Here is a 24,046-nt window from a genome sequence, read left to right on the forward strand (position 1 = left end):
GCCGAGTTTCGTCGCGTCGTCGAGTTGTCGATCGGTCTCAAGGCGCGAGTCGTGAGTGAGGACTTCAGGGAGTCTGGTGTGCGCGAGATCCTCAATTATGGCCACACCCTCGGTCACGCCATCGAGCATGCCGAACGCTACCGCTGGCGGCACGGCGCTGCTATCAGCGTGGGCATGGTTTTCGCCGCCGAGCTGGGCCGGCTCGCCGGTTCTCTGTCCGATGGCGTCGTCGACCGTCACCGCAGCATCCTCGAATCACTGACTCTGCCGATCGACTACTCGCTCGGACGCTGGAACACCCTGCTGGCAACCATGCAGCGCGATAAGAAGGCGCGCGCTGGCATGATCCGATTCATCGTGCTGGATGACGTCGGCAAGCCGACCGTGCTCGCGGGGCCGGACGAAGCCATGCTGTACGCCGCGTACCAGGAAGTTGGCGTCTGAGCCCCGGTCGGGCCACGCCGCAGACACTGGATACACTCGAACCCATGTCCACGGTCCTCATTCTGAACGGCCCCAACCTCGGCCGTCTCGGCAGTCGTGAGCCAGACGTGTACGGCAGTGGCACGCTCGACGACCTCAAGGCGCGGCTGGAGGCCGAGACATCCGGACTCACCATAGACCTGCGGCAAACCGATGACGAGGCGACTCTCATCGGCTGGCTGCACGAGGCTGTCGACTCGAAGTACCCGGTCATTTTGAATCCGGCGGCATTCACCCATTACTCCTACGCCCTCAGCGATGCGGCGAAACTGGTAACCGCAGCGGGGCTGATTCTCATCGAGGTGCATCTGAGCAATCCGCACGCGCGCGAGGAATTCCGTCACACCAGTGTCATCTCGGCCGTCGCGACCGGGACTATCGCAGGGCTGGGGTTCGACTCGTACAGTCTGGCGTTGGCTTTCGTTCGCTCGAGGCTCGGCTAACACGTAGAATTACGGGTCGGTCTTCGCCTCGTGAATTACTGGCATCCGGCACAAACGAACGGAACACACTCATGGCTTCAACCGCTGATATCAGGAACGGCGTCGTTCTCAACATGGACGGCCAGCTATGGACCGTCATCGACTTTCAGCACGTAAAGCCGGGCAAGGGTGGCGCGTTTGTGCGCACCAAGGTCAAAAACGTCATGAGTGGCAAGGTGGTCGACCGTACGTTCAACGCGGGCGCGAAGATCGAAACCGAGGTCGTCGATCGGGCAGACTTCCAGTACCTGTACCGGGATGGCGACAACTTCGTCTTCATGGACATGGGCAATTACGACCAGATCACCCTCTCGCCGGCCAACGTTGGCGACGCGGCCAACTTCATGCTTGAGAACCAGAACGTGACCATCGCCCTGCACAACGGCGATCCGCTGTATGTCGAGCTGCCCGCATCCGTCACCCTGGAAATTACCTATACGGAGCCGGGCCTTCAGGGTGACCGCTCCACGGGTGGCACAAAGCCTGCCACTGTCGAGACCGGCTACCAGATCCAGGTTCCGCTGTTCCTCGAGCAGGGAACCAAGGTCAAAGTCGACACTCGCGACGGCTCATACCTCGGCCGAGTCAATGACTAGGACCACCGCAGCGACAGGAGCAGCCCGCTAGTGGGAGCGCGCACCAAATCACGCAAACGTGCCCTCGACGTTCTCTATGGCGCCGATGTTCGCGAGGAATCCATCAATACCGTTCTGGCCGCCGAGCAGGCCCGGGCCGAAGGTGACGCGAAGCGCGCATCGTCCTGGCCGTACGCTCGCGACATCGTCATCGGCATCACAGAGCATGGTGATGAGATCGATGAATTGATCGAGACCTATGCGCAGGATTGGACTCTCGCGCGCATGCCCGCGATCGACCGGGCCCTGCTGCGCATCGGCGTCTGGGAGATCCTGTACAACACCGAGGTTCCTGACGGCGTCGCGATTTCCGAGGCCGTCGAATCGGCACAACTGCACAGCACCGACGACTCGGCGGGCTTCGTCAATGGATTGCTGGGACGGATCGCCGCCAGCCGCAACTGATCGCCGCCAGCCGCAACTGATCTTTGCGCGGTCGCCAGGAAGAGCATGACGCAGGGTTACGTCCTGGCTGTGGAGTGGTTAGCCCCAGCCCATAACCTGCAGGGGTGACCACAGCGATAGCTACCTCCCACGCCAGTGCCGCCGCGCTGTCGGTGTCTCTCATCAACGTCGAGCGCACCTTCGCCGGTGCTTCGTCGGAGGCTGAGCCGCGCCGAGTGTTGCGGAAAGTATCACTCGAGATCGCACCCGGTGAAATCGTCGCGCTCATCGGCGCCTCTGGCAGCGGGAAGTCGACGCTGCTGCGCCAGGTGGGCGGACTCGATGTTCCCGACAGCGGAACCGTCAGCGTCGGCGGCACGGCGCTCACGGGGATCGACCAGCGCTCAGCCATCGCCTTCCAGGAGCCGCGGCTGCTGCCGTGGCGATCTATCGGGGCCAATGTGGACCTCGGGCTGCCGAAGGGTATTTCGCGAAATGTACGACGAAACCGGGTCGCCGAACTGCTCGAACTCGCACAGCTGACGGATGCCGCTGGCCTCCGCCCGCGCCACATCTCCGGCGGCATGGCCCAGCGTGCATCCCTCGCCAGAGCCCTGGCCCGTGGACCGGGAGTGCTACTGCTTGACGAGCCATTCGGAGCACTCGATGCGCTGACCAGACTCACCATGCAGGACCTGTTGCTCGATATCCACGCCACAGAGCCCGCCACCATCCTGTTCGTCACCCACGACGTCGATGAGGCCCTGTACCTGGCAGACCGCATCGTGCTGCTCGGGGTTGAGCCCGGGCACCCCAGCAACTCCGGAGCGGTGATCCGCTCTGTCATCACCGTCCCGGGAAGCCGACCGCGCGATCGCGGTGACCTGTCCCTGGCGCACCTGCGTGCCGAGCTCCTGGAGGGGCTCGGCGTGCCAACCCACCACCCCGTCCACACATTCTGAGGAACACCGTGAAGAAAAAGATTCTGCCTCTGATCGCTATTGCCGCAACGGTAGCCATCGCACTGTCGGCCTGCGCCGGAGAAGGTTCGGGTGTTGTCGCCGAGCCGGAGCCAGCGAGCACCCTCCCCGGGGAATGGAGCGCGGATGTCCTGAACATCGACTTCGCCACCTATAACCCGCTCAGCCTGATCATCAAAGACCAGGGCTGGCTCGAGGATGCCACGGACGGCAAAGTCACCATCAACTGGGTGCAGTCCGCCGGTTCCAATAAGGCCAACGAGGCCCTGCGTGCCGGTGCGATCGACGTCGGATCGACAGCCGGTTCGGCGGCGCTGCTTGCGCGATCCAACGGATCTCCCATCCGGACTATCGACATCTACTCCCAGCCCAATTGGGCGGCGATCCTGGTTCCCGCTGGTTCCACGATTACTTCTGTGGCCGAGCTGGAGGGTAAGTCGATTGCCGCAACAAAGGGCACCGATCCGTACTTTTTCCTGCTGCAGGCCCTCGGTGAAGCCGGCCTGTCACTCAGCGACGTGACCGTGCAGAACCTTCAGCACGCCGACGGCAAGGCTGCGTTAGAGTCCGGCGCCGTGGACGCGTGGGCCGGGCTCGACCCGCTGCTCTCGACGAGTGTCGCGACCGCCGGTTCGAAGGTCATCTACGACAACATCGACTTCAATAGCTATGGCTTTTTGAACGCCACGGAGAGCTTCCTGCAGAAGTCCCCGGACCTCGCCCAGCTCGTGGTCGACGCGTACGAGAAGGCCCGCGAGTACGCCATCGCCAACCCGAAAGAGACCGCAGGCATTCTCGCCTCGGTCGCCGGGATCGACCCCGCCATCGCCACCTCGGTGATCACCGATCGCACCAACCTCGAGGTCGACCCGAAGCCAGGCAAGAAGCAGCACGATGTGCTCGCCTTCATTGGCCCGATCTTCGTCGAATCGGGAGACGTCGCGAGCCAGGACCTCATCGACTCCGCCCTCGACTCGCTCTTCAGCACCGAGTTCGTCAACAATGCAGATCCCACGCTCATTGGCTGAGGACACTCGCACCCGCCCCCTCACTGCGGACTCGATATCCGCGTCGGCTGCGAGCCTGGTGCATGACGTCTCGGCCTACGGATACTCAGCGGCCGGCACCGCGACCGGCCAGCGGCGCCGGGGTGACCGGCACCCGAGACCATGGATGATCACCCTCGGCTTCGCGCTTCCGGTGCTGCTGCTCGGTGGCTGGCAGTTCATCTCTGCGACCGGGCTCGTTCCGGCCTACAGGCTTCCGTCGCCGACGAGCGTTTGGCTTGCGGCCATCGACCTCGCCGAGCGTGGACAACTGGGCCAGTTCGTAGGCATTTCTGTGCAGCGTGTGCTGATCGGTTTTGTTGCCGGTGCCAGCATCGGGCTCGTCCTCGGATCACTCGTGGGCCTGTCCAGGGTCGCCAGCGCGGTTCTCGCACCCACCATCGGCGCGTTCAGGGCCGTGCCGTCGCTCGCCTGGGTTCCCCTGCTCATCCTGTATCTGGGCATCAATGAAGACTCGAAAGTCACCCTCATCGCGATCGGTGCGCTGTTCCCGGTCTACACGACGGTGGCCGGAGCGCTCCGGCACGTGGATCCACAGCTCGTCGAGCTCGGTCGCGCATACGGACTGGGACGGCTCCAGCTGCTGCGGCAGGTGCAGCTTCCCGCCGTCGTTCCGAGCATCGTGTCCGGGCTCAGGCTCGCACTCGCGCAGTCGTGGCTGTTTCTGGTCGCGGCCGAGTTGATCGCGGCATCCATGGGTCTCGGGTTTCTGCTCAGTGATTCTGCCAACAACGGTCGGCTCGACCGCACGTTTCTCGCAATAGTGCTGCTAACGCTGCTCGGCAAGTCGACCGATGCGCTCATTGGGCTTCTGGAGCGGTACCTGCTGAAGCGCTGGGCCTGAGCCTGCTCCTGATGGGGCCGCGCAGTGCGCTTACTGTGGCAGGGCGAGGCGCACGGCGAGCACGAGCATGACGACGGCAATGCTGAGGTCGAGGATGCGCCACGCCGTCGGTGTGGCGAAGAAGCCGCGCAGCAGTCGTGCGCCGAAGCCGAGCGCGGTGAACCACACGAGACTGGCCAGAATGGCCCCGCCCGCGAACCACCAGCGGCCCTCGGGCCCATGAGCGGTCGACAGCGAACCGAGCAGCAGTACCGTGTCGAGGTACACGTGCGGGTTGAGCCAGGTCAGCGCGAGGACCGTCGCCACCGCCGCCGTGCGAGTGATCGCATCGCTCTTGCCGACCACGAGGGCGCTCGGGCGGATAGCCCTGCGCGCGGCGAAAATCGCATAGCCGACCAGGAAGGCAACGCCAGTCCACCTGATGATCTCGAGGACGATGGGTGCCGCGGTGACGAGCGTTCCAATCCCGGCGACGCCGAGCGCGATGAGGATCGCGTCAGACAGGGCGCACACGACGACTATCGGCAGCACATGCTCGCGGCGGATTCCCTGCCGAAGCACGAAGGCGTTCTGCGCGCCGATGGCGATGATGAGCGCGGCGCCCGAGAAGAAGCCGGCAATGGCGGCGGAGAAGATCACCCCTAAAACCTATTACCCGATTGCAAATTAGGCTAACTAATGATTCTTAGTGACCATTAGAATTCTTCAGCATGGAGCTGCCCACCGATCAACTCAAAGCGCTCACGGCTGTCGTCGATGGCGGCAGTTTCGAGGCAGCATCCCGATCGCTGTCAATCACGGCCTCCGCTGTCAGCCAGCGGATCAAAGCACTCGAGAGCGAGGTCGGCCGGGTGCTCGTGGTTCGATCGAAACCCGTCAGGCTCACTCACTCGGGCAGCATCGTCATGCGCATGGCGCGGCAGGTCGAGCTGTTGGGACTCGAGACCGCCGCGGCGCTTCAACCGGGCTCACAGGTGGTGACCACGATTCCGATCGTGGTCAACGCGGACTCCCTGGCGACCTGGTTTCTGGATGCCGTTGCCTCTGTCGATGGCGTCACCTTCGACATCACGCGAGAAGACCAGGCGCATTCCACGGCGCTGTTGCGGGAAGGCACAGTCATGGCGGCCGTCACGTCGGTGAGCGAACCAGTGCAGGGGTGCATCTCGACCCGCGTGGGCGGCATGACCTACCGAGCCACGGCCAGCGCAGACTTTGTGCGGGCCTGGGATTGCGACGGGCCAGCCAGGACTTCACTCGCGGTCGCGCCGATGATCGTCTTCGACCGTAAAGACACTCTGCAGGAGCAATACCTGCACTCCCGCGGTGTTGATCCCCGGTCGCCGCCGCGCCATTACGTGCCGGGGTCTGCCGACTTCCTCCGGGCCGTGGTCCTGGGGTTCGGCTGGGGAATGCTGCCCGACGAGCAGGCGGCCGGCCTCGTGTCATCCGGAGACCTCGTCGTGCTCGGGGGATCACCGATCGAGGTGCCGTTGTACTGGCAACAGTGGTCGTTCGACTCCAGGGCGCTGGCTGATGTTGCCGTGGCCGTCGCCTCGGGTGCGCCCGGTCGGGCCGAAGGAAGCACGCTATAGTGGGCGAAATAGACATCCTTTAAGTTCCGTCCAGAGAGACGGGGAAGGAGGTCAGAATGACTGCACGCCCTGTGCTGCAGCAGGCTGACATCACCCGAGCGTTGACTCGCATCTCCCACGAGATCCTTGAGTCCAATCGGGGATCGGCCGGGCTCGTCATTCTGGGCATTCCCACTCGCGGAGTAACGCTCGCGACCCGACTGTGCGGGATCCTGAACGTCATAGAGCCGGGAACCGTCAGCGTCGGATCGCTCGACGTGACCATGTACCGTGACGATCTCGCGAAGAATCCCACTCGAGCCCCCAAACCGACGACCATCCCCGCCGGTGGCATTGACGGCAAGACCGTCGTGCTCGTCGATGACGTGCTCTATTCGGGTCGCACCATCCGCTCGGCACTCGATGCGCTGAGCGACCTCGGGCGACCTCGCATCGTCAGGCTCGCGGTGCTGGTGGACCGCGGTCACCGTGAGCTTCCGATCAGGGCCGACTTCGTCGGCAAGAACCTGCCCACCTCGACCTCGGAGCGCATCATGGTCCGACTGGCCGAGATCGACGGCGTCGATGAGGTGACGATCGAATGAGGCACCTGCTGTCGACCAAGGACCTGTCCCGCGACGAGGCCGTCGCAATCCTCGACATCGCTGAAGACATGGCGGATGTCGCGAGTCGCGAGGTGAAGAAACTCCCGACCCTGCGTGGTAAGACCGTCGTCAACCTTTTCTTCGAAGACTCCACGCGCACGCGGGTGTCGTTCGAGGTCGCGGCAAAACGACTCAGCGCAGACGTCATCAACTTCAGCGCGAAGGGTTCGAGCGTGTCGAAGGGCGAGAGCCTGAAGGACACAGCCCAGACGCTCGCCGCCATGGGCGCGGATGCCGTGGTCATCCGGCACGGGGCATCCGGGGCTCCCAGGGTGCTGGCAGACAGCGGCTGGATCGACGCCGGCATTGTCAATGCCGGCGATGGCACCCACGAGCATCCGACGCAGGCGCTTCTGGACGCGTTCACGATCCGCAAGCGGCTGCACGGCGCTTCGTCGCGCGGCAAGGCTCTCGACGGAGTCACGGTCGCCATCGTGGGCGACATCGTGCATTCACGGGTGGCGCGATCCAATCTCTGGCTGCTCTCCACTCTCGGCGCGAGCGTGAAGCTCGTCGCCCCCGCGACCCTGCTGCCCGTCAGCACGGAGGGGTGGCCCGCAACCGTCACCTTTGATCTCGATGAAGCGGTCGATGCCGGTCCCGATGTCGTGATGATGCTGCGCATCCAAGCCGAACGCATGACTGCCGCGTTTTTCCCGAACGCGCGGGAGTACAGCCGCCAGTGGGGGCTTGACGACGAACGGGTCGCCCGTCTTCCTGCGGCTAGCATGGTGATGCACCCAGGGCCCATGAATCGCGGGCTTGAGATCTCCTCCGGCGCCGCTGACTCGGCCCAATCGACCGTGCTCGAGCAGGTCGCCAACGGGGTATCGATAAGGATGGCCGTGCTGTATCACCTGCTTTCTGGAACCGCGCCGTCACAGGCGCACGAGGCCCGCGCATGAGCATCAGGATTATCGGAGCACAGTTGCCCGATGGAACCTCTGCAGACCTGTTCGTCGAGAACGGTCGCTTCGTCGCTGAGTCGCCCACTGGCGCGCAATCGATCGACGCAGCAGGACTCCTCGCGCTCCCTGGGCTCGTCGATCTGCACACCCACCTCAGAGAGCCAGGGTTCGAACAGAGCGAAACCGTGCTCACCGGTTCCCGCGCCGCGGCTATCGGTGGCTTCACGGCGGTTTTCGCGATGGCCAACACGCTGCCGGTGCAGGACACTGCGAGCGTCGTCGAGCAGGTGCGGTCCCTGGGTGAGCGGCACGGCTACGTCACGGTGCGTCCGATCGGCGCCGTGACTGCCGGCCTTGCGGGGGAGCAGCTCTCCGAGATCGGCGCGATGGCGCAGTCGCGCGCACAGGTTCGCGTGTTCTCAGATGACGGACACTGCGTGCATGACGCGTTGCTCATGCGCCGCGCCCTCGAGTACGTCACCACCTTTGGAGGAGTCGTCGCCCAGCACGCACAGGATCCGCGACTGACGCTCGGCGCCCAGATGAACGAGGGCGCCCTCTCCAACGAGCTCGGCCTGGCCGGCTGGCCCGCCGTGGCCGAGGAGTCGATCATCGCCCGCGATGTGCTTCTCGCGCAGCACGTCGGTGCGCGACTGCACGTCTGCCACGTCTCGACTGCGGGTTCAGTCGACGTCATCCGCTGGGCCAAAGCCAGGGGGGTGGATGTCACGGCCGAGGTCACACCGCACCACCTGCTGCTCACCGAAAAACTGGCGCGCAGCTACGATTCACGATTCAAGGTGAACCCACCGTTGAGGCGAGATGAAGACGTGCTGGCCCTCAGGGAGGCCCTCGCCGATGGCACCATCGACATCGTCGCCACCGATCACGCCCCGCATCCGGTGGAGGCGAAGGAGTGCGCCTGGGATGAGGCGGCCAACGGCATGGTCGGGCTGGAGTCCGCGCTGAGCGTCGTGCACGCCTCTGTGGTGCAGGGCGGACTGCTCGACTGGTCCGATATCGCGAGGGTTCTGTCGTCGAAGCCCGCCGAAATCGGTCGGCTCGCCGGTTACGACGCGGCATTCTCAGCCGGGAGTCCGGCGAACCTCACGCTGTACGACCCCGCAGCCTCCCGCACCTTTGCCAGAAGCGACCTGCGCGGCAAGGGCGTGAACTCCCCGTACCTCGGTCGCGAGCTTCCTGGTCGAGTGATCACGACCATCCACGACGGCTACCTGACGGTGAGTGACGGCGAGCTCGTCGATGCTGACACCGTATCCAGGAGCGGTGGCGCTCGTGGATAGGACGATCCTGCAGGCCACCGTCGTGATGTTCCTCGCGCTGCTGCTGCTGCTTATGGTGCTCGGCTGGATGGCCCGCCGACGCCGCCAGCGCGACATCGTGCCACTTCAGCAGGCTCCCGCAGACCTCGGAACCGTCCTCACGACTCTCGACGGAAAGTACGTCGCGACGACCGCGAGCGGCGATCCACTCGATCGCATCGCCGTGCACGGGCTCGGGTTCCGCAGCAACGTCACCGCGGTGGTGGCCGAGACCGGCATCCTGCTGCAATTGCCGGGTAAAGACCTGTTCATCCCGCTCGGCGATCTCCGCGACGTCCGCAGGGCCACCTGGACCATCGACCGTGTCGTCGAAAAGGATGGCCTGCACCTCATCGAGTGGATGCTCGGTGACCGGGTGGTCGACAGTTACCTCCGGATGGCGGAGCCCACAGAATTCGAGCGGGCCGCACGGTCATTGCTCGCCGACAGAAAATCCCGTTGACGTGAAAGTAGGCCGCGTGAGTTTCGAACCAGCAGTCCTGGTACTCGAGGACGGTACTCGTTATCCGGGTCGTGCCTACGGCGCGACGGGTCGCACCCTCGGGGAGGTGGTCTTCGCCACAGGCATGACCGGCTACGAGGAGACACTGACCGATCCGAGCTATGCGGGACAGATCGTCGTCATGACTGCGCCGCACATCGGCAACACGGGCGTCAACGGGGAAGACAGGGAGTCGTCGCGCATCTGGGTATCCGGCTACGTGGTGCGCGACCCCAGTCGTGTCGTCTCCAACTACCGGGCGACGGGGTCGCTGGACGACCAGCTGGTCACCGAAGCCGTGGTCGGAATCAGCGGGATCGACACCAGGGCGGTCACGAGGCGGCTTCGCGACGCGGGTTCGATGCGCGGCGGAATTTTCTCGGGGGTTGATGCGGGTCTCGACCCTGAGTCCCAGCTCGCCATCGTGCGCGAGGCCGGGCTGATGTCGGGCCAGAACCTCTCGGCCCAGGTGTCGACGAAGGTCGCCTACGTTGTGGCATCGACGGCCGGCAGCATCGGTCGCCTCGCCGTACTGGACCTCGGGGTGAAGACCTCGACCGTCAACCACCTCGTCGCGCGAGGCTTCGAAGTGCACGTGCTGCCGCAGTCAATCTCGATCGATGAGTTGCTCGCGATCGACCCTGTGGCGGTGTTCTACTCGAACGGGCCCGGCGACCCCGCGGCATCCCAGGGACATGTCGCATTGCTCCAGGATGTGCTAAGGCGCGGCCTGCCCTTCTTCGGAATCTGCTTTGGTAACCAGTTGCTCGGTCGCGCACTGGGTTTCGGCACCTATAAGCTCCCGTTCGGACACCGGGGAATCAACCAACCGGTTATCGATGTCGCCACCGGCCGCACGGAAATCACCAGTCATAATCATGGCTTCGCCGTGGATGCCCCGATCGGCGTGATCTCGGACAGCCCGGCCGGCTTCGGTCGCGTCGAAGTCAGTCACGTGAACCTCAACGACAACGTCGTCGAGGGCCTCAACGCCCTCGACATCCCGGCCTTCTCCGTGCAGTACCACCCGGAGGCAGCAGCCGGACCGCACGATGCCAACTACCTCTTCGATCGCTTCCGGGACATGGTCCTGAAGAGCAAGGACGGCGAGTAATGCCCAAGCGTTCAGACATCAATTCGGTCCTGGTGATCGGCTCGGGCCCGATCGTCATCGGCCAGGCCGCGGAGTTCGATTACTCGGGTACGCAGGCCTGCCGGGTGCTCCGCGAGGAGGGCGTGCGGGTCATCTTAGTCAATTCAAACCCCGCCACGATCATGACCGATCCCGATTTCGCGGACGCAACCTACATCGAACCGATCACCTGGGAAGTGATCGAAACCATCATCGCCCGGGAGAAGCCCGACGCCATCCTGCCGACCCTGGGCGGCCAGACTGCGCTCAACGCCGCGATCGAACTGCACAAGCACGGCATTCTCGAGAAATACAACGTTGAACTGATCGGCGCCAACTTCGAGGCGATCAATAAGGGCGAGGACCGCCAGATCTTCAAGCAGCTGGTGCTGGATTGCGGCGCCGAGGTCGCGAAGAGTTACATCGCCCACACCGTGGATGAGGCCGTCGGATTTGCGGACGACCTCGGATACCCGCTGGTGATCCGACCTAGTTTCACCATGGGCGGTCTCGGGTCCGGATTCGCCTACGACCGCGGCGAACTCGTGCGCATGGTCACCGACGGCCTGCATCAAAGCCCGACCACCGAGGTGCTTCTCGAAGAATCGATTCTCGGGTGGAAGGAATACGAGCTCGAACTCATGCGCGACACCGCCGACAACACCGTGGTGGTGTGCTCTATCGAGAACGTTGACCCGGTCGGAGTGCACACCGGAGACTCCATCACGGTCGCTCCCGCCCTGACGCTGACCGACCGTGAGTACCAGAACCTGCGCGACATCGGAATCGATATCATCCGCGCCGTCGGCGTCGATACCGGTGGATGCAACATCCAATTCGCCATCGATCCTGCCAGTGGCCGTGTCATCGTGATCGAGATGAACCCTCGTGTGTCGCGGTCGAGCGCCCTGGCATCCAAGGCAACGGGATTCCCCATCGCGAAGATCGCCGCGAAACTCGCGATCGGCTACCGACTCGACGAGATCCCCAACGACATCACAAAGGTCACGCCGGCCTCCTTCGAACCCACTCTCGACTACGTCGTGGTGAAAGTGCCCAGGTTCGCGTTCGAAAAGTTCCCGGCCGCCGACGTGCGACTCACCACCACTATGAAGTCGGTGGGGGAGGCAATGGCCATCGGCCGCAACTACTCCACCGCCCTGCAGAAGGCGCTGCGTTCACTAGAAAAGCGAGGCAGCAGTTTTCACTGGGAGGGCGAACCCGGCGACCGGGCCGAACTTCTCGTGACCGCCGCGGTCCCGACCGATGGGCGCATTGTCACCGTCCAACAGGCCATGCGTGCGGGGGCGACCACAGCGGAGGTATTCGAGGCCACCGGGATCGATCCGTGGTTCGTCGACCAGATCGCTCTCATCAACGAGGTGGCGAGTGATGTGGCCTCCGCCGGCACTCTCGATGAGAGCGTGCTGCGGCTCGCCAAGGATCACGGCTTCAGCGACCTGCAGATTGCCCAGCTTCGCGGAACCGAGGAATCGGCGGTGCGTGCCCTGCGCTGGCAGCTCGGCGTTCGTCCGGTGTTCAAAACCGTTGATACCTGCGCCGGAGAGTTTCCTGCCCTCACCCCGTACCACTACTCAAGCTACGATCTTGAGACCGAGGTGACGCCGAGTGATCGGCGCAAAGTCATCATCCTGGGCTCGGGCCCGAACCGCATCGGCCAGGGTATTGAGTTCGACTACTCGTGCGTGCACGCCTCGTTCGCGCTGTCTGATGCGGGTTTCGAGACCATCATGATCAATTGCAATCCCGAAACGGTGTCAACCGATTACGACACCAGTGATCGGCTGTACTTCGAGCCGTTGACTCTCGAAGATGTGCTCGAAATCATCCATGCGGAGTCGGCCTCGGGAGACATCGTCGGCGTGATAGTACAGCTCGGCGGCCAGACCGCCCTGGGCCTCGCCCAGGGCCTGAAAGACGCGGGGGTGCCCATCCTCGGCACCACCCCCGAGGCGATCGATCTCGCCGAAGAGCGCGGGCAGTTTTCGAGAATTCTGGATGACGCCGGTCTCATCGCCCCCAAGAACGGCACGGCCACCAACCGCTCCGAAGCCATCACCATCGCCGAGGACATCGGCTACCCCGTGCTGGTGCGTCCGTCACATGTACTCGGCGGCCGCGGCATGGAGATCGTCTACGACACGGAATCGATGGCCGACTACTTCGAACGAGTCGCGAACCAGGCCATCATCGCGCCGGGCTCGCCGCTCCTCGTCGACAGGTTTCTCGATGACGCCATCGAGATCGATATCGATGCCCTGTATGACGGCACCGAGTTGTACATCGGCGGAATCATGGAGCACATCGAGGAGGCGGGCATCCACTCCGGCGACTCCGCGTGCACTCTGCCTCCGGTAACACTCGGCCGCGACGTGATTAACCGTGTCCGCGAGGCGACACGGGGGATCGCAGCCGGCATCGGGGTTCGCGGGCTCATCAACGTGCAGTTCGCCATCGGCCAGGGAATCCTCTACGTTCTGGAGGCAAACCCCCGGGCATCCCGCACCGTGCCGTTCGTGTCCAAGGCCCTCGGAATCCCGCTCGCCAAAGCGGCGGCCCTGATCATGGTCGGCCGCGACATCCGGTCACTGGTGGCCGACGGCATGCTGCCGGTTCAGGACGGATCGATCGTGCCGATGGATGCCCCCGTGTCAGTCAAGGAGGCGGTGCTGCCCTTCAAGCGCTTCCGCACCATCGAAGGCCACGTGGTTGACTCGGTGCTCGGCCCGGAGATGCGCTCCACCGGAGAGGTCATGGGGATCGATTCAAACTTCCCCAGGGCGTTTGCCAAGAGCCAGGAGGCGGCCTATGGCGGGCTGCCCGCGAGCGGGGCCGTATTCGTCTCCGTGGCCGACCGGGATAAGCGCGCGATTGTCTTGCCCGTGCTCAGGCTCAGCCAGCTCGGCTTTAGCATTCTTGCCACCGAGGGAACGGCCGAGGTGCTCGCCCGCAACGGCATCGAGGCCCGAGTGGTGCGCAAATATTTCATGGGCCAGGAGGTCGTCGACGGGGAGCCCTCCATAGTCGAACTCATCAACCAGGGCATGGTCGATGTGGTCATCAATACGCCGAGCGGCCGGAGCGCGCGGGCGGATGGCTATGAGATTCGCACGGCGACGGTCGCGGCGGATAAGCCTCTCTTCACCACCATCGCCCAGTTGGGCGCCGCCGTCGCGTCATTCGAAGCGATTCGCGACGGGTTTGAGGTTCGTTCCCTTCAGGACTACGCGACCGACCGGGCACTGCGCTTGACTCAGTCTCAGAATCAGACGCCGCGCCCCGCACGATCGAACGCGGCATATGCCTAGTTTCGGACAAAGACTCGAGGGCGTCTTCGCCGCACGCGGGCAACTCTGCCTCGGAATCGACCCACACGAGTTCCTGCTCGAGTCGTGGGGGCTTCCCGACACGGCCGCCGGTCTTCGCGAGTTTGGGCTTCGGTGCGTGGATGCCGCGACCGGAGCTGTGGGCATTATCAAGCCGCAGGTTGCCTTCTTCGAACGTCACGGTTCAGCCGGGTACGCGGCGCTCGAGGATGTACTCGCCGCCGCTCGCGCTGCGGAGCTCCTCATCATCGCCGACGCCAAACGCGGCGACGTGGGTTCCACCGTTGCGGCCTACGGTGCGGCGTGGCTCACGCCAGGGTCGCCTCTGGAAGTTGACGCCATGACGGTCTCCGCCTATCAGGGTGTGGGCTCGCTTTCGGGGGCCCTCGAGCTTGCGAAAGCGGGTGATAAGGGAATGTTTGTGCTGGCGGCCACCTCGAATCCGGAATCGGTGGCGCCCCAGAATGCCGTACTCGATCGAGGAGGAAGTGTCGGGAGGACGGTGGCGGCGAGTATTGTCGCAGAGGTGCACCTGCTCAACTCGACCGCGGCCGGCCTCGGTTCGACGGGGGTAGTAATAGGTGCGACAGTCGCGTTCCACGACTACGGAATTCGTGTCGGCGAACTTGAGTCGACTCCGATTCTCGGGCCGGGTTTCGGTGAACAGGGTGCTCAGGTGACCAACCTTTCGGTGCTGTACGGAGCCGTGTGCCGTAACGTCGTCGTCAACGTCAGCCGCAGCGTGCTAAGGGCAGGCCCGGATGGCCTCAGGAGCGAACTCACCCGCCAGGCAGGGCTGCTTATCGGGGTGGCAGGATCATGACCCCGCGACCGGCGCCACCGGAGGTCGACAGGGCAGCCGCCGGTCGAGCGGCGATCGCGGCACGACGTGCCAGGGCGGCCGTCAAGCACTCCATCGCGTCGAGGGAGAAAACCGCTCTCGCTGCGGCACAGGTCGGATGGGCCGAACCGGCCAGCGCCGAGGCAGGCCTGCGGGTGACCGAGTTGCTGACAAGTGTGCCGACCCTCGGACCGACGCGAGTAAGCAGGGTCATGGCCGAGCTAGGCATCTCTGATAAGAAGCGTGTTGGAGGACTCGGCCACCGCCAGCGAATCCGGCTACGGGATTATCTCCTGCGCAGGCAAGGGGCAGAACCGAGCCGTCTCCTCGTGCTGGCGGGCCCCACCGCGGTGGGAAAGGGAACGGTATCGACATACATTCGTGAGAATCATCCTGACGTCATGCTGAGCGTCTCAGCGACCACTCGCGCTCCTCGCCCCGGCGAAATCGACGGGGTGCATTACTACTTCGTCAGCGACGAGGAATTCGACCGTCAGATCGCCGATGGTGAGCTGCTCGAGTGGGCCGTGGTACACAATTCCTACCGCTATGGCACGCCTCGGCCGCCCATCGACGAGGCACTCGCAGCTGGGAAGCGGGTCATGCTCGAGATTGATATTCAGGGCGCGAGGCTGGTTCGGGCTGCCATGCCCGAGGCGCTGCTCGTATTCCTTCTCCCGCCGACTTGGGACGAATTGGTGCGCAGGCTCGTCGGCCGTGGCACCGAGCAGCCCGAAGAACAACAGCGCAGACTCACCACGGCTGGTGTCGAACTCGCCGCACAGGATGAGTTCGACGCGAAAGTCGTGAACACCGAAGTCGGTCAGGCGGCCCGAGAGGTCGTAGAATTAATGGGCGCGCCCGCCGGCGCCTCAGCTTCCCGCTGATATTCGCGGTAGCCGTCCCACCACCGACACAGATTCATCACCGTCACGAAGCCATATATGCTCGAGGCTGCGTGTTTACAATAGGCAAGGAGCCTCCATGGTTGACAAGCACTCCGGAATCATCGATCCGCCCATCGACGAACTTCTGTCGAAAGTCGACTCAAAATACCAACTGGTCATTTTTGCGTCGAAGCGCGCTCGCCAGATCAACGACTACTACGCCGACCTTAACGAAGGAAGTCTCTTCGACAACGTCGGGCCACTCGTCGATTCGACGATCGAAGACAAGCCGCTGTCGGTTGCGCTGCACGAGATCAACGAAAATAAGCTCGAACTCAAGCGACTGAGCTCAGAGTAACCATCTTCGGCTCGCTCACCCCGAACTCGGAGATTCCTCGATGCGCGCGCGGCTGAATGTCGTTGTGGGCATCACCGGCGGTATCGCCGCATATAAGGCGGTGTCGGTCGTCAGGGCGTTCGTTCTCGCGGGTCACGACGTTCATGTCGTGGCCACCGAGAATGCCCTGCGGTTCGTGGGTCGTCCGACTCTCGAAGCCATCAGCAGAAATCTGGTTCACTCGGACCTGTATGACGGGGTCTCCGAGGTTCGACACGTCGCCATCGGTCAGGCTGCTGACCTGATCGTCGTCGCCCCGGCAACGGCGAACAGCATCGCGAAGCTCGCCGGTGGTTTTGCCGATGACCTGCTCGGCAACACCATTCTCGCCAGCCTTGCCCCGGTGGTCATCGCCCCGGCAATGCACGCCGAGATGTGGCAGAACCCGGCAACAGTCGCCAACATTGCGACACTCCGCGGCCGCGGAATCGTGATCGTGGGGCCGAGCGTCGGCCAGCTCACCGGCGCGGATTCGGGCCCGGGCCGCATGTCGGAACCCGAGCAGATCGTCGCGGCCGCTTTCGCGTCGCTGACGCCTCAGGACCTCGCCGGACTCCGGATCCTCATCACCGCGGGGGGCACTCGTGAGCCGCTCGATCCCGTGCGGTTCATTGGCAACCGCTCGAGTGGTCGACAGGGCGTAGCGCTGGCCCAGGCTGCCGGGGCGCGGGGAGCCGAGGTGACATTGATCGCTGCGAACCTCGAGGTCGATCCACCGGCATCCATCACCGTGACACACGTCAGAACGAGCCTGGAGCTTGCCTCCGCAGTCGGGAGGGAAGCCCCGTCGGCTGACGTGGTCATTATGGCGGCCGCCGTTGCCGACTATCGACCGGACACTGTTGCGCAGTCGAAGATTAAGAAAGAGACCCAGGGCGACGTCCTCGACCTTCGGTTGATCAGGAATCCCGACATTCTCGCCGAGCTCAGTAAGCACAAAAGCGACGGCCAGGTCATCATTGGGTTTGCGGCCGAGACAGAACCGGATGAGACGAAACTGCTCGAACTCGGTCGAGTCAAGATCGCCCGCAAAGGCGCTGATTATCTTGTCGTCAACAGGGTTGGCTGGAGCGAAGGTTTCTCCACATTCGACAATTCGGTGTCGATCATCAACGCGAGTGGCACACTCGTGGCGAAGGCAACGGGCACAAAGGTGTCGGTAGCCAACCGTATTCTTGACCTGCTGTCCGAACGCTAAACACCTCCAGGAGTCCACGGTATGAGTTCACCACTGCGCCTGTTCACGTCCGAATCGGTGACCGAGGGGCACCCGGACAAAATCTGTGACCAGATCAGTGACAGCATCCTCGACGCGCTGCTCGCTGTCGATAAGAATGCCCGGGTTGCCGTCGAAACACTCGTGACCACGGGGCTCGTGCACGTTGCGGGCGAGGTGACCACGTCAGGGTACGTCGACATCCCGGCGATCGTGCGCAAGCGCATCTCCGAGATCGGCTATAACTCGTCGGACGTGTGGTTTGACGGTCGCTCCTGCGGTGTTTCGGTCTCCATCGGTGGCCAGTCTCCGGACATCGCCCAGGGCGTCGACCATGCCATCGAGAGTCGTGAGCAGTCCAGCGCCGACGATGGGGACGTGCAGGGTGCAGGCGATCAGGGTTTGATGTTCGGCTATGCCACCAACGAGACCCCCGAACTCATGCCGATTCCGATCTGGCTCGCTCACCGGATGGCCGAGAAGCTCGCAGCAGTGCGACACGAGGGCACTGTTGACTACCTGAGGCCCGACGGCAAGACGCAGATCACTGTCGGATATGACGGCGTGGTTCCCCGCACCGTCGACACCGTCGTGCTGTCGACACAGCATTCTCCCGACGTAACGACCGAGCGCCTGCGGCGTGAGATCGAGGAACTCGTGGTGCGCCCCGTCCTCGCCATGTCACACCTCGACTCGTCACACCTGCGCGTGCTAATCAATCCGACAGGCCGATTCGAGATCGGCGGGCCACAGGGTGACGCCGGGCTCACCGGGCGAAAAATCATCGTCGACACCTACGGGGGCGCCGCGCGACACGGAGGTGGAGCCTTCAGCGGTAAAGACCCCTCAAAGGTCGACCGCTCCGCCGCCTACGCGATGCGCTGGGTTGCGAAAAACGCCGTCGCGGCCGGGCTCGCCGACCGTCTCGAGGTGCAAGTGGCCTACGCCATCGGTAAAGCTTCGCCTGTCGGCCTGTATGTCGAGAGCTTTGGTACCGCGCATGTCGACGAAGACAGAATCATCGAGGCAATCCAAAGCGTCTTCGACCTGCGCCCCGGAGCGATCATTAGCGACCTCGACCTGCTTCGACCCATCTATGCCGCCACCGCGACCTATGGCCACTTCGGTCGTGAGCTTCCCGAATTCACCTGGGAGCGCACCGACCGGGTGGCCGCGTTACGCTCAGCCAGCGGAATCTAATGGTCGAGGCATCCATCGTCAGGGTGCCCGCAGATGCCATGGTGTCATTTGTCGCCAAAGTTCTCATCGACTCGCCCCTGCCACAGCTGGACAGGCTCTTCGACTATGGAATTCCTGAGAAACTCCGCGAGTCGGCGGTGCCAGGAGTGCGCGTGCGCGTGCCGTTGCGCTCGGCCGGGCGAGTCGCCGATGGAATCATCGTCGACATCTCCCCGAGGGGCGACTACGCGGGAATCCTGAGTGAACTGGAATCTGTGGTGTCGCCGATTCGCGTGCTCACCCCGGAGGTGTGGGCGCTGGCACGAAAGGCCGCCGATCGCGCCGCGGGGTCAGCGTCGGACATCATCAGACTTGCTGTTCCGAAGCGTCAGGTTCGCGTAGAAACCACATTTCTTGCCGAAGACCGAATCCCCCCGGCGACACCAGGCGCCGTCGGCGCCATCGAGTCCTACGGCGCTGGTGTTCTCGAGGCATCCATCGCCGCAAACGAACGTCTCGCTGTCGATGCAGTGCCACTGGTGCGCGAAGTTCATAGTGCCGGGCGCCCCGCCGTGTGGGTGGGCGGATGGGCCGTTACAATGGCGGCGGCGGCCGCAGCCACTCTCTCTGCGGGGCGCAGCGCAATCCTGGTTGTGCCGGACTACCGCGACCAGGAACAACTTCAAGCGGCCCTTGAGGCCGTGTTGCCGCCATCATCGATCGTGCGACTCGACGCACGGCAGTCGAACCCCGAGCGTTATCGCGCGTTCCTGCGGTGCCTCCGCGACGAGCCACTCGTGATCATCGGCAACCGCTCGGTCATCTATGCACCGGCACGCTTGCTTGGGCTGATCGCCCTGTGGGATGACGGGGATTCGCTCCACAACGAGCCATTGAGTCCCTACGTGCATGCCCGCGATGCGGCGCTGCTACGGCAGGAACAGCAGTCATGTGCGCTGATGTTCCTGGGCCACACGCGAAGTACCGAAATCGAACGGCTGGTCGAGATCGGCTGGGTCAGATCGGTGTCACCAACACCATTGCAGCTGCCGAAGGTGATTCCAACTACCCAGCAAACAGCGGGGGACCGACTGGCCGCGCAGGCACGTATTCCCTCGTCGGCATGGAAAATCGCTCGAACGGGTCTCGAGACGGGCCCCGTGCTTGTGCAGGTCGCACGGCCTGGATACGCCCCTCGACTCGCCTGCGCCGATTGTCAGCAGACGGCACGCTGTGAGCGCTGTGAGGGCCCCCTTGTGCAGAAGTCCGCGCGCTCCGTCCCGGCATGCGCCTGGTGCGGTGCCCTGGCCGCGGCCTGGAAATGCCCGCACTGCGAGGGCGAGAAATTGCGGTTTATGGGCACCGGCTCGACTCGCACCGCCGAAGATCTCGGACGGGCGTTCCCCGGCGTACGAGTGATCGTCGCGGACGGTGATCACCAGGTGCAGGCAGTGGGCCGCGAGCCAGCTCTCATCATTGCTACCCGTGGAGCAGAACCCATCGCTGCGGGGGGATACCGGGCCGTTCTCCTTCTCGACGGCGAGCAGATGGTGGCACGCGAGAGCCTGCGAGTGGGGGAAGACTGCCTGCGGTGGTGGTCGAATGCGGTGGCACTGGCGGCAGGGGGCGCGTCCACTGTGCTCGTCGGGGTTGGGGGTGCACTGGCATCCACTCTGGTCACCTGGCGACAGGTCGATTATGCGCGCGCCGAGCTGGCTGATCGTCGCAGTCTTCGATTTCCCCCCGCCATCAGGGTTGCTACGATCACCGGGACCATCGACGCCGTTGCGGCAGCCGTGGCCGGCTCGGGGGTCGAGGGCACTGATGTACTGGGCCCGGTCACGGTCGGCACCGTCGGCTCGGAGCCCGCGATGGTTCGTACGATTCTGCGATTCGATTACGCCAGGGGAGTTAATGTCGCGGCATCCCTACGCTCGGAACTGGTGCGTTCGGCGACCTCACGTCGCAAGCGCCCGGGGGGTACGCACGGGTTCGCATCCGCCGCACCGAGCCTCCGCATCCGGCTGGACGACGTCGAACCATTCGGCGAGTCCTGACCGGGGTCCCGCCCAGAGGGCACGTTCGAGCATCGCTGTGACGGCCACCGCCACCAATACGCGAGAGACTTAGCGCAATGTCTTTATCACCACCACTCTCTCCTGCTGCCCCGACGACTCGAGCGCTGCGACTCGTGTTCGCTGGCAGCCCGTCTGCAGCCGTCCCGAGCCTGCGGCTTCTCCGCCGGTCGCAGCATGAGGTCGTGTCGGTTATCACTCGCGCAGACTCGCCGCAGGGGCGGCGTGGGGTGCTCACCGCGACGCCCGTCGCTGCCGAGGCAACGAACGCGGGCATTCCCGTGATCAAGGCGAACAGGCTAGCGGGGGAGGCGACAGAGCTGGTTCAGGGCCTGGACGCGGATCTCGGCGTGATCGTGGCGTATGGCGCTCTGGTGCGACAGCCGCTGCTGTCCGCTCCGCGACTCGGCTGGATCAACCTTCACTTCTCGCTACTGCCGCGCTGGCGCGGAGCCGCTCCGGTGCAACGCGCCATCATGGCGGGCGACGACGTGACCGGCGCCACGGTATTCCAGCTCGTCCCCGAGCTTGATGCCGGCGATATTTACGGCAGGATGACCGAAACAATCGGAGCGCACCAGACCACAGGCCATCTCCTCAACTCGCTCGCCGGTTCCGGAGCAGAGCTACTGCTGCGGGTAGTGGATGCGCTTGCCGACGGCTCAGCTCGAGCCGAACCGCAGGTGGGGGAGATGACACTCGCGCCGAAGCTGACGATCGCCGACGGTGACATCGACTGGCGTGAGCCCGCCACCGCTGTGCACGCGATGATCAGGGGAGTGACCCCGGAGCCGGGCGCGTTCACCTCCATCGACGGAGCCCGACTCAAGATTCTTGAGACCGCCGTGGCCCGCGATCGGGCGCAGCTGCAGCCGGGGGAGGTGCAGTTCGTCGACAGGGAAGTCCTGATCGGTACCTCGACTGAGCCGCTGAGCGTTATCACCGTGCACCCCGCGGGGCGAAAAGCTATGGATGCGGCGTCCTGGTGGCGCGGTCGTCCCGGCGCTGACCTCACGACACTCGCGACCATGACCCCGGAGAGAACGAAGTGAGCCCGCCCCAACCGGCCCGCCGTATTGCGCTCGACGTGATCATGGCGGTACGTGATTCGGATGCGTACGCCAACCTGCTGCTGCCTGTGCGCCTCGGACGCGCAAAGTTATCAGAGGCCGATGCGGCGCTGGCGACAGAGCTTACCTACGGCACTCTGCGGATGCAGGGGTATTACGACCGGGTGATCGCGATGGCAGCGAAGCGGAGCACCGATAAGATCGACCCTGCCATCCTCGACGTGCTCAGGCTCGCCTGCCATCAGCTGCTGTCCCTGCGGGTGGCGCAACACGCCGCCGTCGATGAGTCGGTCGAGCTGGCGAAGACCGTTGGCTCGAACTCCGCCGTGGGGTTTGTCAACGGGGTGCTGCGCACCATCACCCGAAGTGACGCAGAGACCTGGCGCAAGCGGGTGCTGGCCGAGGCGGAGTCAGGTGAGGAGGCCCTCGCGTTTGAGTTCTCGCATCCACTCTGGGTCACCCGCGCAATCCGGCAGGTGTTGGTGGCCGAGGGGCGTGAAGCTGAGCTCGAAAGTGCCCTTGCCGCCGACAACGTTGCACCGCGAGTCTCGATCGCGGCGCTCCCCGGTGAATCAGATCCTGCCGAACTTGATGCCTGGCCTGCCCCGTTTTCGCCGGTCGGGGCGATCCTCGACCATGGCGACCCCCTGAACCTTCCCGCCGTTCGCGAGGGGCGGGCCCGCGTACAGGATGAGGGCTCACAGCTCGCCGCGCTCACGCTCAGCAGGGCGCGCCCGATTCGCCCCGGAGAGCAGTGGCTCGACCTCTGCGCGGGTCCGGGAGGCAAAGCCGCGCTGCTTGCGGCTGAGGCGGCCTCCGGCGGTGCCATCCTCACGGCCAACGAGCTCGTTCCCGCACGAGCCGAACTCGTGCGCAAGGCCCTCGCGGTGTTCGCTTCTCCCCCCGAGGTTTGGGAGCTCGACGGCACCAGCATCGGCGATCTATATCCAGGGGCGTTTGACCGAATACTTCTGGATGCTCCCTGCACAGGCCTGGGCGCTCTGCGACGTCGCCCCGAAGCTCGCTGGCGTAAGCAGCCCAGCGACGTCGCCGGTCTTGGCAACCTCCAGTCCAGACTGCTGACCTCGGCGATCGTCGCCTTAAAACCCGGCGGAATACTTGCCTACGTCACGTGCTCGCCGCACGCCGCCGAGACGAAAGCGATCGTCACCTCGGTACTCAGGAAAGCCGCTCACGTGGAGCGAATGGACACTCCGGCCGTGTTGCAGGGCATCGCGAAGGAGCCCCTGGATTTGCCGGATGCCACGCATGTGCAGTTGTGGCCGCATCGTCACGGCACCGACGGCATGTTCATCCAGTTGCTGTCCAGGGCCTAGGTAGGCTCGCAGGATGGTTCGAATCAACCCCAGCATTCTCGCCGCCGATTTCGCCAATCTCGAGCGGGATGTTGCAAGCATCAGCAACGCAGACCTCATCCACGTCGACGTGATGGACAACCATTTCGTGCCCAACCTCACCTTCGGCCTACAGATGGTCGGCAGGCTGCAGGAAGTGTCGACCCGCCCGCTTGACGTGCATTTGATGATCGAGGATCCCGACCGCTGGGCGCCGGAATACGCGGAGACGGGCGCGTATTCGGTCACCTTCCACGCCGAGGCTGCACGGGATGCTGTCGCTCTCGCCAGACGACTGCGCCAGAGTGGTGCGCGTGCGGGGATCGCCCTCAAGCCCGGCACGGCGGTGGAGCCCTACCTCGAGCTGCTGCCGGAGTTCGACCAGGTGCTCGTCATGACCGTGGAGCCAGGATTTGGCGGGCAGAGCTTCAGGGAATCGACGATGCCGAAGCTCGCGCTGCTGCGCTCCGCTGTAATGAAGTCGGGTCTCGATATCTGGCTTGAGGTGGACGGCGGCATTGACGAGGAGACGATTTCGGTCGCGGCGGAGGCCGGTGCCGATACCTTCGTAGCGGGCTCGGCGGTCTTTCGCTCCGATGACCCGGCCGGGCGGATCGATCTGCTGAGATCACTCGCGGAGCAGCACTCGCACTGACGACGTGGGCGCCGTGGCATCGAGGTATCGGCCGTCCGGTCCTGAT

Annotated in this window: 23 protein-coding genes and 1 pseudogene; 23 read left to right on the forward strand and 1 reads right to left on the reverse strand. The window is 64.2% G+C overall.

Features of this window, described 5'->3' with window-relative positions; all coding sequences use genetic code 11:
- The 7 genes and pseudogenes from RMN95_RS07605 to RMN95_RS07635 form a co-directional block, all read left to right on the forward strand.
- A pseudogene (locus RMN95_RS07605) lies at nt 1–444 on the forward strand (3-dehydroquinate synthase); the annotation flags it as partial.
- Between the two features lie 44 nt (nt 445–488).
- Nucleotides 489–926 (forward strand): type II 3-dehydroquinate dehydratase, encoded by a 438-nt coding sequence (locus tag RMN95_RS07610; protein ID WP_309616335.1) that lies wholly within the window; start codon nt 489–491, stop codon nt 924–926.
- Nucleotides 927–997: 71 nt separating this feature from the next.
- Nucleotides 998–1,561, forward strand: a complete 564-nt coding sequence (gene efp / locus RMN95_RS07615; protein ID WP_309616336.1) for an elongation factor P — start codon at nt 998–1,000, stop codon at nt 1,559–1,561.
- Nucleotides 1,562–1,591: 30 nt separating this feature from the next.
- On the forward strand, nt 1,592–2,005 hold the full coding sequence (nusB, locus tag RMN95_RS07620; protein WP_309616337.1) for a transcription antitermination factor NusB: 414 nt from the start codon (nt 1,592–1,594) through the stop codon (nt 2,003–2,005).
- 104 nt (nt 2,006–2,109) lie between these two features.
- Nucleotides 2,110–2,946 carry an ABC transporter ATP-binding protein gene (locus tag RMN95_RS07625; RefSeq protein ID WP_309616338.1) on the forward strand — a complete coding sequence of 279 codons (837 nt, stop codon included), beginning with the start codon at nt 2,110–2,112 and terminating at the stop codon, nt 2,944–2,946.
- Between the two features lie 8 nt (nt 2,947–2,954).
- Nucleotides 2,955–3,992 carry an aliphatic sulfonate ABC transporter substrate-binding protein gene (locus RMN95_RS07630; RefSeq protein WP_309616339.1) on the forward strand — a complete coding sequence of 346 codons (1,038 nt, stop codon included), beginning with the start codon at nt 2,955–2,957 and terminating at the stop codon, nt 3,990–3,992.
- Nucleotides 3,993–4,050: 58 nt separating this feature from the next.
- On the forward strand, nt 4,051–4,875 hold the full coding sequence (locus RMN95_RS07635; protein WP_309616340.1) for an ABC transporter permease: 825 nt from the start codon (nt 4,051–4,053) through the stop codon (nt 4,873–4,875).
- A gap of 30 nt (nt 4,876–4,905) precedes the next feature.
- Here RMN95_RS07635 and lysE read toward each other — a convergent pair whose 3' ends face one another.
- Nucleotides 4,906–5,511 (reverse strand): L-lysine exporter, encoded by a 606-nt coding sequence (gene lysE, locus RMN95_RS07640; RefSeq protein ID WP_309616365.1) that lies wholly within the window; start codon nt 5,509–5,511, stop codon nt 4,906–4,908.
- A 74-nt stretch (nt 5,512–5,585) separates the two neighbouring features.
- On the opposite strand from lysE, the gene RMN95_RS07645 reads away from it, so the two are divergent.
- The 16 genes from RMN95_RS07645 to rpe all read left to right on the forward strand — a co-directional run bounded on the left by RMN95_RS07645 (nt 5,586) and on the right by rpe (nt 24,000).
- Nucleotides 5,586–6,470, forward strand: a complete 885-nt coding sequence (locus tag RMN95_RS07645; RefSeq protein WP_309616341.1) for a LysR family transcriptional regulator ArgP — start codon at nt 5,586–5,588, stop codon at nt 6,468–6,470.
- A gap of 56 nt (nt 6,471–6,526) precedes the next feature.
- Nucleotides 6,527–7,054: a bifunctional pyr operon transcriptional regulator/uracil phosphoribosyltransferase PyrR gene (gene pyrR / locus RMN95_RS07650; RefSeq protein WP_309616342.1), complete on the forward strand. Its 528-nt coding sequence runs from the start codon at nt 6,527–6,529 to the stop codon at nt 7,052–7,054.
- Nucleotides 7,051–8,019, forward strand: a complete 969-nt coding sequence (locus tag RMN95_RS07655; RefSeq protein WP_309616343.1) for an aspartate carbamoyltransferase catalytic subunit — start codon at nt 7,051–7,053, stop codon at nt 8,017–8,019. The genes pyrR and RMN95_RS07655 overlap by 4 nt, the downstream gene beginning before the upstream one ends.
- Nucleotides 8,016–9,326 (forward strand): dihydroorotase, encoded by a 1,311-nt coding sequence (locus RMN95_RS07660; RefSeq protein ID WP_309616344.1) that lies wholly within the window; start codon nt 8,016–8,018, stop codon nt 9,324–9,326. The genes RMN95_RS07655 and RMN95_RS07660 overlap by 4 nt, the downstream gene beginning before the upstream one ends.
- Nucleotides 9,319–9,807, forward strand: coding sequence for a hypothetical protein (locus RMN95_RS07665; RefSeq protein ID WP_309616345.1), 489 nt, complete (start codon nt 9,319–9,321; stop codon nt 9,805–9,807). Before RMN95_RS07660 ends, RMN95_RS07665 begins: the two co-directional genes overlap by 8 nt.
- 16 nt (nt 9,808–9,823) lie before the next feature.
- Entirely contained in the window at nt 9,824–10,960 is a 1,137-nt protein-coding gene (gene carA, locus RMN95_RS07670) for a glutamine-hydrolyzing carbamoyl-phosphate synthase small subunit (RefSeq protein WP_309616346.1), read from the forward strand.
- On the forward strand, nt 10,960–14,307 hold the full coding sequence (gene carB / locus RMN95_RS07675) for a carbamoyl-phosphate synthase large subunit (RefSeq protein ID WP_309616347.1): 3,348 nt from the start codon (nt 10,960–10,962) through the stop codon (nt 14,305–14,307). Before carA ends, carB begins: the two co-directional genes overlap by 1 nt.
- Nucleotides 14,300–15,148 (forward strand): orotidine-5'-phosphate decarboxylase, encoded by an 849-nt coding sequence (gene pyrF, locus RMN95_RS07680; protein ID WP_309616348.1) that lies wholly within the window; start codon nt 14,300–14,302, stop codon nt 15,146–15,148. Before carB ends, pyrF begins: the two co-directional genes overlap by 8 nt.
- Complete coding sequence (gmk, locus tag RMN95_RS07685) at nt 15,145–16,053, forward strand: guanylate kinase (RefSeq protein ID WP_309616349.1); 909 nt, start codon at nt 15,145–15,147, stop codon at nt 16,051–16,053. Before pyrF ends, gmk begins: the two co-directional genes overlap by 4 nt.
- 97 nt (nt 16,054–16,150) lie before the next feature.
- Complete coding sequence (rpoZ, locus tag RMN95_RS07690; protein ID WP_309616350.1) at nt 16,151–16,411, forward strand: DNA-directed RNA polymerase subunit omega; 261 nt, start codon at nt 16,151–16,153, stop codon at nt 16,409–16,411.
- Between the two features lie 40 nt (nt 16,412–16,451).
- Nucleotides 16,452–17,648, forward strand: coding sequence for a bifunctional phosphopantothenoylcysteine decarboxylase/phosphopantothenate--cysteine ligase CoaBC (coaBC, locus tag RMN95_RS07695; protein ID WP_309616351.1), 1,197 nt, complete (start codon nt 16,452–16,454; stop codon nt 17,646–17,648).
- Between the two features lie 21 nt (nt 17,649–17,669).
- Nucleotides 17,670–18,866, forward strand: a complete 1,197-nt coding sequence (gene metK / locus RMN95_RS07700; RefSeq protein WP_309616352.1) for a methionine adenosyltransferase — start codon at nt 17,670–17,672, stop codon at nt 18,864–18,866.
- Nucleotides 18,866–20,902, forward strand: coding sequence for a primosomal protein N' (locus RMN95_RS07705; RefSeq protein ID WP_309616353.1), 2,037 nt, complete (start codon nt 18,866–18,868; stop codon nt 20,900–20,902). The genes metK and RMN95_RS07705 overlap by 1 nt, the downstream gene beginning before the upstream one ends.
- Before the next feature lie 125 nt (nt 20,903–21,027).
- A complete protein-coding gene (fmt, locus tag RMN95_RS07710; RefSeq protein ID WP_309616366.1) occupies nt 21,028–21,972 on the forward strand; it encodes a methionyl-tRNA formyltransferase in 945 nt (314 codons plus the stop codon).
- Nucleotides 21,969–23,327, forward strand: coding sequence for a transcription antitermination factor NusB (locus tag RMN95_RS07715; RefSeq protein WP_309616354.1), 1,359 nt, complete (start codon nt 21,969–21,971; stop codon nt 23,325–23,327). The genes fmt and RMN95_RS07715 overlap by 4 nt, the downstream gene beginning before the upstream one ends.
- A gap of 13 nt (nt 23,328–23,340) precedes the next feature.
- Nucleotides 23,341–24,000 (forward strand): ribulose-phosphate 3-epimerase, encoded by a 660-nt coding sequence (gene rpe / locus RMN95_RS07720; RefSeq protein ID WP_309616355.1) that lies wholly within the window; start codon nt 23,341–23,343, stop codon nt 23,998–24,000.
- Nucleotides 24,001–24,046: the final 46 nt, after the last annotated feature.

The organism is Salinibacterium sp., from assembly GCF_031364185.1.
Taxonomy (GTDB): Bacteria; Actinomycetota; Actinomycetes; order Actinomycetales; family Microbacteriaceae; genus Rhodoglobus.